Origin of the sequence: Enteractinococcus helveticum (assembly GCF_001657475.1) — a bacterium.
Classification (GTDB): Bacteria; Actinomycetota; Actinomycetes; order Actinomycetales; family Micrococcaceae; genus Yaniella; species Yaniella helvetica.
This window is the reverse complement of the sequence record NZ_LXEY01000006.1, coordinates 73,567-83,094: the sequence shown is the minus strand read 5'-3', so window position 1 is coordinate 83,094 and position 9,528 is coordinate 73,567. Positions and strand designations below refer to the sequence as shown.

9 protein-coding genes are annotated in these 9,528 nt (G+C 55.3%); 3 read left to right on the top strand and 6 right to left on the bottom strand.

Annotated elements, in window-relative coordinates:
* Positions 1–181 (bottom strand): MerR family transcriptional regulator (locus A6F49_RS18775; protein WP_150119335.1); only part of this gene is annotated, 181 nt, incomplete at its 3' end.
* A 708-nt stretch (positions 182–889) separates the two neighbouring features.
* On the opposite strand from A6F49_RS18775, the gene A6F49_RS01285 reads away from it, so the two are divergent.
* Positions 890–1,936, top strand: a complete 1,047-nt coding sequence (locus A6F49_RS01285; protein ID WP_043055291.1) for an IS110 family RNA-guided transposase — start codon at positions 890–892, stop codon at positions 1,934–1,936.
* A 118-nt stretch (positions 1,937–2,054) separates the two neighbouring features.
* Positions 2,055–3,125 (top strand): IS110 family RNA-guided transposase, encoded by a 1,071-nt coding sequence (locus tag A6F49_RS01280; RefSeq protein ID WP_043056013.1) that lies wholly within the window; start codon positions 2,055–2,057, stop codon positions 3,123–3,125.
* A 59-nt stretch (positions 3,126–3,184) separates the two neighbouring features.
* On the opposite strand, the gene A6F49_RS01275 is transcribed toward A6F49_RS01280, so the two are convergent.
* The 3 genes from A6F49_RS01275 to A6F49_RS01265 form a co-directional block, all read right to left on the bottom strand.
* Entirely contained in the window at positions 3,185–4,327 is a 1,143-nt protein-coding gene (locus tag A6F49_RS01275) for a hypothetical protein (protein ID WP_052500026.1), read from the bottom strand.
* 441 nt (positions 4,328–4,768) lie between these two features.
* Complete coding sequence (locus tag A6F49_RS01270) at positions 4,769–5,689, bottom strand: DUF1963 domain-containing protein (protein ID WP_161485749.1); 921 nt, start codon at positions 5,687–5,689, stop codon at positions 4,769–4,771.
* Positions 5,690–6,214: 525 nt separating this feature from the next.
* A complete protein-coding gene (locus tag A6F49_RS01265; protein WP_043056011.1) occupies positions 6,215–6,973 on the bottom strand; it encodes a hypothetical protein in 759 nt (252 codons plus the stop codon).
* A 582-nt stretch (positions 6,974–7,555) separates the two neighbouring features.
* Between A6F49_RS01265 and A6F49_RS17590 the strand changes: the two genes are divergently transcribed.
* The gene (locus A6F49_RS17590; RefSeq protein ID WP_150119334.1) at positions 7,556–7,840 is read left to right on the top strand and encodes a hypothetical protein; all 285 of its coding nucleotides are present in this window, start codon (positions 7,556–7,558) and stop codon (positions 7,838–7,840) included.
* A 51-nt stretch (positions 7,841–7,891) separates the two neighbouring features.
* Here the strand turns inward: A6F49_RS17590 and A6F49_RS01255 are convergent, their stop codons facing one another.
* Entirely contained in the window at positions 7,892–8,935 is a 1,044-nt protein-coding gene (locus tag A6F49_RS01255; protein WP_150119333.1) for a hypothetical protein, read from the bottom strand.
* 162 nt (positions 8,936–9,097) lie between these two features.
* The gene (locus A6F49_RS17585; protein ID WP_150119332.1) at positions 9,098–9,520 is read right to left on the bottom strand and encodes a hypothetical protein; all 423 of its coding nucleotides are present in this window, start codon (positions 9,518–9,520) and stop codon (positions 9,098–9,100) included.
* Positions 9,521–9,528 lie beyond the last annotated feature (8 nt).

Sequence of the window (9,528 nt, the reverse complement as noted above, 5' to 3'; positions counted from 1 at the left end):
AAACGCTAAGGCCTAACTCTCGGAGATGTCGGATCCTCAGTAACAGTGTCAGATCGGCAATCGTATAACGCCGGTATCCATTCGAGTCCCGAGAAGGTTCCGGCAATAAACCCTCGTGATGATAATGCCGAATGGTACGAGACGAGACCCCGACGACTTCCGCTAACTCACCAATACGCATACCGTCTATTAAAAACTATGACGTAACGGCAAGGTCAATGCCTCCATCCGTTCATATCTTTGTACTGGGCGATTCTAAGTCTAAGCGCATGATTTGACTGGCACTTCAGACAGGCACGAATTTACAAAACAGCCCTGTGGAATCTACAGTCGTCCAGTATCGGTAATGCAACCGCAGCATAATGCAGACTAATCACTCAGCATCAGACCAGGTATACCCGGCTGTGAGACTTGGAAGTAGCTGGTCTGGGACTGGCTGGCACGATAGGTACTGGTCGTTCCATCGCGTGAATGTGACTCTTATATCCGCTGGCCCCGTAGGTGGTGCCTTGGTAAAGACTTGTCCATTCACGGGGTGGTCGGCCGGTACCATCCGGCCCACCTCGGGTGACTTGATAAGAAGATTGTCCACCGTAGACCACGGCGTGACTCATCTCTAATGGTATTGGCGGGTCCGAGACCTGCTGGCAAGATAGATACCACCCCCATGATGTGACTCTTGACTCGTCTGTCTCTGGAAGCCTCTGGATGACTTTACTGTGAACCGTCCATCATGGTGGGTGGTACTCATCCAGCCTCTTGACATGGCCTGATAGAAGGTTGTCCGCTTTGCTCAAAAGCGTGGCTCATTAGAGATTCGCCTGCCAAGAACTCCTCTCGGATCAGTGCCATCACCAACGGTCACTAACCTAGAGAAGATGAAGCCGTTATGACTATTGTGGCAGAACACTTTGATTACGTGGTGGGCATCGATACGCATGCTCGAACCCACACCTACGCCATCGTCAACACCCGAACCGGCGCCCGAGACGGTTGCCAGACATTTCCGGTGTCTGCAGCCGGAATTCATCGGGCAGTTGCCTGGATACAGCGCCACACCAGTGGAGCCATCCTTGCAGCAGTTGAAGGCACACGGTCCTATGGCGCGACGATCACCCATGCGTTAACAGCCAACAACATCACCGTGGTGGAGGTGAAGCCGCCTGGCAAAAGACAACGCGCTGGTGTGGGCAAGTCCGACGACATTGATGCCACCACAGCGGCCATGACCGTGCTACCACACGAGGTCAGTGCACTCCTGCAACCTCGAAGCGAAGGCCTTCGAGCAGCGCTCAGTGTCCTGGTCGCTTCTCGTGAGCGGATCGATACACAGCGCACGCGCAACCGCAATGCACTCAACGCATTGCTACGCCAAATTGACCTTGGGATCGATGCTCGTAGGGCTCTGACCGATCGTCAGCTTGCAGAAATCCGTAGCTGGCGTGTGCGCTCTACAGACACCGTTGAACAACATTATGCTCGTGCTGAGGCCGTGCTACTCGCCACCGCGATCACGGATGCTGATCGCGCGCTACAGGACAATAAACAACAGCTAGCAGAGCTCAACGAACAGCTTGCCCCCACGTTGCAAGACCAATTTGGCTTCGGCGCGGTCACAGTCGCCTGGATCCTTATCGCCTATTCACACCCTGGCAGGATTCATTCTGAAGCCGCCTTCGCCGCGTTGGCAGGCGTAGCGCCGCTCCAGGCATCCTCGGGCAACACTGTCCGACACCGACTCAACCGGCACGGTGATCGACTTCTGAACAAAGCCCTTGACGTCATCGCAAAAACGCGCATGCGATTTGATGAGACAACAAAGCGATACGTTGAAAAACGCACGGCCCAAGGACTCAGCTACCGAGAAATCAAAAGAGCACTCAAACGCTACCTCGCTCGAAGTATCTTCCGCCAATTACAAGTCCTCATGCATTGACAAAAACGATAGAAGGTTCACAGTGCTGTTCCGATGTGATTGAACACCCGGACTGGTACCGGCCCATTGAACGGCCGCTTGTCCATGTCCATCACTTTGGAAAGGCCCAACGACCGCTATGTCTATTGTCGCGCATACCCATCCCTTTGTCGTGGGTGTTGACACTCACGCCCGAAACCACGTTTACACGATCCTAACCGCCGCTACCGGTGCGGTTGTGGATACCAAAGATTTTCCGACCACTGCTGCTGGGATCAACCGTGCCCTGGCCTGGATAGCGCGGCGAACCGAGGCTGATGCAGACACCCTGTGGGTGATCGAAGGAGCAGCATCCTATGGTGCCATCCTGGCGGGCACCGTCGCCGCACACGGCTATCCGGTGGCCGAGGCACCCCGGATGGATGCCAAACAACACCGCGGGGTCGGTAAATCCGATGCTTTAGATGCTCACCGGATCGCGGCTGCGGCTCTACCATTACCCACTACGAAACTGCGGCGGCCACGGCTGTCCGACGGGGTCCGGCAAGCCATCCAGATTCTGGTGACTGCACGCAACGCCATGTCCAAAGACCGCACTCGATCAATCAACGCGCTGACTGCCTTGGTCCGCAGCAACGCTCTAGGTCTGGACGCCCGGGCAGCGCTGAACAAAACCCAGATTCTTGAGGTTTCTCACTGGCGGGGCCGAAAGGAAGAACTCTCGATCTCGATTGCTCGGGCTGAAGCAGTCCGCCTGGCAAAACATGTCCTGGAACTGGAGGAGCACCTAGCAACCAATGAACAGCAACTCGACGAACTGGTGCGCATCAGCGAAGCAGCACCCCTGTTGGAAGAAAAAGGCTTCCAAGCCATCAGTGCCGCAAAATGCCTAGCCGCCTGGTCCCATCACGGCCGAATCTCCACGGAGGCAGAATTCGCCTCCCTGGCTGGGGTGAATCCTATTCCCGCCTCCTCAGGAAATACGGTCAGATACCGACTCAACCGCGGTGGTGATCGCGCCCTGAACAGCGCCTTACATATGGTCACCGTCAGCAAGATGACCCATGATGCTGAAACCCGCGCCTATGTTGAGAAACGACAAGCCGAACACAAAACCAACCGAGAAATCCGACGCTGTTTGAAACGCTATATCGCCCGCCGAGTCTTCCGAATCCTCAACGCTCAACATAAGGTTTTGCAACCTGCTTGACGGACATAGAAGAGTCTTTACACCACCGAGTTGCCAGGCCGTGCTCGACAGGTCACCATTTATGATGTTTCGCCGGATGATAGTTTCCACACCATGTCAGTGCCGTCGTCTCTGAGTTCCCATCGGGTGTACTGCTGGTCGTATGCGATGTTTGATGACAACCAGTAGGTTTCATCGGGGTTCCACCCGGCGATCAGACTGGCAGTGCCAGTGTTGTTATCAATAGGGATCGCGACCCCAGCTGCGGCCAGGTAGGCACCGGCTTGCAGATGCACTGCATCATAGTGTGCTGCGACTTGCACCCAATCGGGAACGACCCAACGGCCTGCATGCCCAGTTACCAAATACCACTCGCGGCGCTTTTGGGCGGTGACGTCAAGAGGAAACCGTGTACATAGCTCTACCCAGTCCGCCGCGCCTTCAATCTCGAAAACCCTCACACCAGGTGGCACGATCAGCCTGACACTGTCGGCACATTCCCACCCGAAACTGTCTTCGACGAACCACAGCCCGGCTGGGCCTTCATTATCTAGCAAGCGCGTCGATGATGGCAGTCTAAAGTCAGGATGAGACCACCATTCACCGACCCAGCCGACACGAGGATCTGCGTCAAGTTCTGCCTGCGCCCGACGCTCATCGTGTTGGAGCTCCTGACGTGCAGCCAACAACGTCGCCTGAATATTGTCAGGAATCGTCTTGAGCGGCGTCTCTTCCCACCGCACAGCATATTGCGCCCAGATATCGACCGGCGTGCACCACCACGTAATGAAAGGCGAAACAGCAATATGGGAAGCAACCCGATGTAGCTCACCCACCATTTCGGGTGTCGCAGCCAAGAAATCTGCACCGTCAGGGTCCTGCCAATATCGGGCACTGTCCACCGCTGCTACCAGAGCGTGCCGTAGCAACCGTGGGGTTGGCTCATCGAGCACCAGAGCATGAAGTCGCTGCGCAACCTCATCAACAGTGACCTCAAAGGGCAGCCCATCTTCGGTCACCCAACCAAACACCGCACTAGCGGTCATATCATCTGGATCCAAACGATGAGAGGCATACACGACTGCTTGCCCAAGCGTCTCATCGGTCCGCACCGGATTGCGTTGCAGCTCAGTCTCCAGCGCATACTCTAATAACAATCTCCGACCACGCGGACCAGCCAGCAGAAGCTCCGCTATACGTGAGACTAAAGGTGGGCTATTCATATCCCCGGCTCCTTGGTGCATGGGTCTGACTACTCATCGCCAGCACAACCCTCGTGCAACCAAGAAGCTGCAACCCGAAGGGTCATCCTTTCGGATCAGCGTACCACCGACCACGTCACACTCGGTATACCCTTTTACACGCTTCACGACCCGACGAGAGTTTGCTGTCAGACTGGGTTGTAAATCTGTGACTCGCACCTTCGTTTGGCGGTTTTTCGCAGGTTCATATGGCGGTCTCGTTCGTTGCCGTTGAGGCGTGTGTGATCGTTGGCCACACGCTCGTATTGAAGCTGCTGGCCTGGCTACATCGTCCAGCAGTTTCACAGTGGCGGGTTGTGGACGTTCACGTCGCTGCACGGTGTTCCGAGACAGCGGCTGCTATGGTCCTCTTGGGAGTTCACCTTCGAGTAGCGGATGGACGGTGAGTCGGCGTCTCGATCGTTAGTGATCGGTGCGAATCATGCACCATGCTTGATCGAATTGACCGCTTCGAAGGTCGCTAGCACGCATCCAGACTTCAAAGTTTCCGGCGTCGCCAAACCACCCGTCAAAATGTGTCCAGCTTTCCACACTGAGCACCAGCACATAAGCGTCTTCGGATCCCGTCAGAGGACGCACCTGGTGGAGGATATCGTGGGCGTATCCGGTGCCAGCATCGCTATGGCCATACACGTGCGATGTGGGGAGCACCGGGTCGGTCACGGCCTCGACGCCGCGTCGCCACGCCATCCACGTGGCATAGAGTTCTTCTTGCACGCGTTCGGCCGCCGCAAACCTCGCCTCATCTGCATCGACAAAATCCACACTTCGCGGCAGGCTCACCCCAGCTCCCAACAGCACCGGTTGGCACACCTCGTGGGGAAGATCCAAATCATCCGGGGCGCTGATCAGTGGTGGGAACTCCTCCCCGGGAAATGGGACGTAGCGCACTAGCCAGCCGGCAGTGTCCTCGTCTTCGGGGTTCCCGTAGGTGCCCAGGTGATGAAAGACTTCCAGGTAGCCGGACTCGGGCAACCGGGCCCCGGGTTCTGGCCAGTCAGCTTCGGTGAAATCATCCGATTCCAGCAAGGCTTGGGCTTCACTGAGGTGAATTGTGGCGATATGAGCTAATGGCTCACCGTCTACATTGCGTGGCCACTGTTCCAAGGGGCCCAAGGCCGGTCCGCCAAGCCACGAGAGTTCCCCGAGTTCAGCGCGTTCGGCAAGAATTCGATCCACCCCGGGCTCATACTGATCCAACAAGACTAGCGTGAACTTTAGGTCCTCGCCAAGAAACTCAGCATCAATCTCCGGGGACGCCAACCACTCACGAATGCGCTCTCGCGAGGTTCCGGGCACATGAGTTCGAGGTAACTTTGTCACTATTGGGTCCTTCCGAGCAGGGGGTCTCCACCACAGCTTAGAACTTCACACCGCAGTGTTTAAGTAACGCGATACCGATCTGGTGCTGTCGGGAGAAACTCAAGGTGTGAACTGTCTGACGCATAGTCTTGGATCCGGAACTGATACCGAACTTTTTGAGATTTTTCTTTGCCATCCAACTATTCACACACTTCTGGTGGACTTGTTTGGGAATGCTCACAAGATTATTACGGTTATGTACCCAGCGAGGGTCCCATTTCCGTTTCGTAATGTTGGACTGTTCGACAATGTGATGCCACTGATTGTTTTTCGGAGTAGAACCTGCAATGTCCTTTTTGAATGCAGAGAAAGTCCGGTAACCACCTTTTGTTGTAGCTCTGACTCCGGCCCTAATCGTCTGTGTCGCCAGGGCTTTTGCCCCAGAGCGCAGTGCGATCGGAAGTAATGCGCGTGCGACTGCCAGAAGTCCAACGGCTACCAAAGGAATTGGATCAGAAACTACGGGGAACTGCGCGCCCGTCGTATCTACAACGTGTTGTTTTCGATTTCGTAGTGAGTTGGCAGCCTCGTACCATCAGCATCAACTGACCAAGCGGTCTGATAAGCACCGACTACTTCCCAGCCTTCTGTAACTTCGAAGTCGCCTGCCAATTCTTCCTCAGTAGCAACGTCTTCGCCGTCAACCCAATCGGTTCCTTCTGCGTCTTCGTTATCCGCAGGAAGGACGTCCGACAAATCTACCGGTTCATTTTCCACAGCAGTCGGAGCTGGAGCAAGAACAAAAACAGTGCCCTGGTCGCTTTGCTCGAGAACTGCACCATCCGGAAGATCAATTTCATATGAATACCGGTGTTCGGAGGTATCACTATATTCTTCATCTGCGACCGTAAGGATTCGAGCTAAGCCCTCATCTCCTGCTTCAACGATCACGTCGAGTCCAGGAGCAGCGTCCGCGAAAACTGCGGTTCCGTCATCACTCACGAGACCTTCTGCGGCCCCGGAGGGAGGTGAAATATTAGGGTAAGCCTCGCCCAGAAGAACCTCACTGCCCTCAACTGCAACCCTTGATTCAGCAAGAAGGACCCCTTCGCTGACTTCAATAAAAGGTGCTGTCTCGGAAAGCTCAGCGCCTACAGCATCAGCAGTAACCAGTGCTAGCTCAGAGGACTCAGCTGCATCCACTTGAACGTCATCTGCATAGGAGGGCGGAACAAACAGGAGCGTACTCACGACCGCGGCTGTTGTAACGGTAGCGACAGGTCGGAACATGCGAAGTGAGGACATGGGCAACACCTTTGGCTTAGAGATACTAAACGGGGAGTCCAGCCTCCATGGCTGAACGGCCAGCGGTATCAATGCGGTGATGCCTGAGACCGTGACAATAAGAAAGAAAAAAGCATAGATTCTGCCGAAGAACTATAGTTTGGTCCTAGTCAACCCCAACTGACTTGAATGAACCTCGATCAATGCTGAAATAGCTCATTGTTTTAGTACCGCTCATCAGCTGATGCCTAGATTTGTGACTCACAATTTCGTCTAACGGTTTTCGCAGATTTAAATGGCAGTGTGTTCGACCGAAGCGCATAGGAGCAATACTGAAATCGCATCCCAGCTGCTTCTGGTGTTGGTCACCGAATGCACCGGCTTGCTTGGCCCAGCTACTAGCGCTGAGTAGGCATGACATGTAAGACCGGGTATACCCGCTTGTAGACATTGAGGCCCCTGGGGTATTGCGGTCGCGTATTTTGAAGCACGTATCGTTTATGACTAACGGGAGCGATTGGGCTGGTTTGCTGCGCTAGTCGGAATATTGTGTGATGCGCTATGGATAAAACATAGTGTCAGTAAGAGTGCGGCTACCAGGACGTGAAGCAGCGTTCCTGTCGCAGGGATCAGACCGACACCGATGCTGCCGTCTTCGCCAGTGAGCACCATGACCTCCCCGACCACCGTCGCCAGGCACGCACCCAGTACCGCGATCAGCCCCATACGCCTGAGCCACGGTCTTGTCACGACGGTACTCAAGACCCAGACACTCCCAAACAGCGCCGCGATGGAAAGACTGATCACGCTGATGCTCAATACCGGCGGCAGGGTGTTGGCAAATACTCCCAAGAAGTCCCAGGCCAGGGCAAACACAGCGAAGTTTAACAAACCAGTCAGACCCAGATAGAGTGCACTTCGATGGCGGATGTTCATAGTCTATTTTCCGTTCCATCGTGAGGTAGTGTAGGCGACCGCCGCATAATACCCCCCGCTTGCAGCGAAGCACGATGCTTTACTACCTGCCTGATCGAGTTTATAGAAGCCGTTGCGGCAATTTTGTTGAAGGTTCGCCCTGAATTGCAAATCTCCCTGACGTCGCTGGGTCTTCTTGGTCGACAGTGAGATCTTCTTCTTGGCGGTGTTCGCGATCATCATATCGTGGCGCGCACATGGTCCGCGAAAATCGGCGATGCCTCGTGTCGTGCTCCAGAAGTTTAGTGCTGGCGAGGTGCAATAGTCGTGGCGGGCCTTGGGCTTGCAGGTATTGGGACAGTATCGATAATTACTCGGAATGGTCACCTTGCGGGGTCGGCCAGTCGATGCCGGCACGGCAGTAGTAGGGGTGCCCTCGGTGAGGTAGGCAACTGCTCTGACCGCTGGTTGAGCCTCGGTAGGCCCGATGGCATCTTTATTCTCGGTATAACCCATGGCTTCGGCCTCTTCGGTGAGTTCGTCTTCTTCTGCGTCCAGTTCCTCCTGGGACAGGCCGGGCCCTTGGTCCTCTGAAATCATCCAGGCCAATGTTTCTTCTGCGGTATCGAGCAGTTCGGGTGATTCTGATTCAGCGAGATAGATTGTAAAGACTAATGGAAAAGCGAGATCTTCTGTGATCGGAGACGTGAGAAATATTTCTTCGGGATCGGCGCTGATCTCGGCTGGAACGAATTCTCCGTTGCTATCGATCACTGTGGACGACAAATTAACTGTTCCATTCGAGCATGTTAGAGACGCTTCTTCGATGGAGGGACTGCAGCTATTCGGAATGGGGAAGGCAGCAGTGACCTCATCAACACGGTCGTTCACCTCCGGTAAGGGCTCTTCGAGTATGCGTGGCTCGTAAACTGCCAACATTGGTTGTTCCGGGTCGGCATCGAGTTCTTCAATGACTTCACCTACCTCTGCAGCCTCGATTTCTGCCTCAACACTGTCATTCTCAAGAAAAATCCCTTCGGTAGTCTCTGCACGTGATTCTTCAGACAAATCGACTACTGAACCTGGTATTTGAACCCCATCGGTTGCAAGGCAGGATACCAAAACGACAGCGGTGAGAGCCAGTAATACCACATGTCGAGTTTGACGCCACTCCTGAACTGCAAACGGCTTGTGAGTTGGACTCTTGCCCCATCTGAACAGGCACCCACGTCATCGCACAGAAAACCGCATGAAATCAATCCTCGAGGCAATATCCGCACCCTCGTGCATCGCAATACGCGCCAGAACATACTCGGTGCCCCATCGTTTGCCCCAGGAGTCGAGCAGCAGGCCGGCCGCTCCACCATCTCGGTCACGTCGACGAACGCGGCCGCGCAGCAGATCAACCATGCCGTGTACGAGCGTCTGGTCGACGCCGGTGCGATCGACCCCGCCACTGTCACGCATGGGATGGACGGTGACCCCATCGCCGCAGGCGCGCAGGTAGCGACCCGCGAGAACGACCCCGAGCTCGGCGTCGCCAACCGACAAACGTGGACGGTGCGCAGCGTGAACGCTGACGGCCGCATCACCGTCGCTGACCCGACGACTGGGCATCACCGCACCCTCGACGCCGACTACGTGGCCGAGCATGTGCAGCT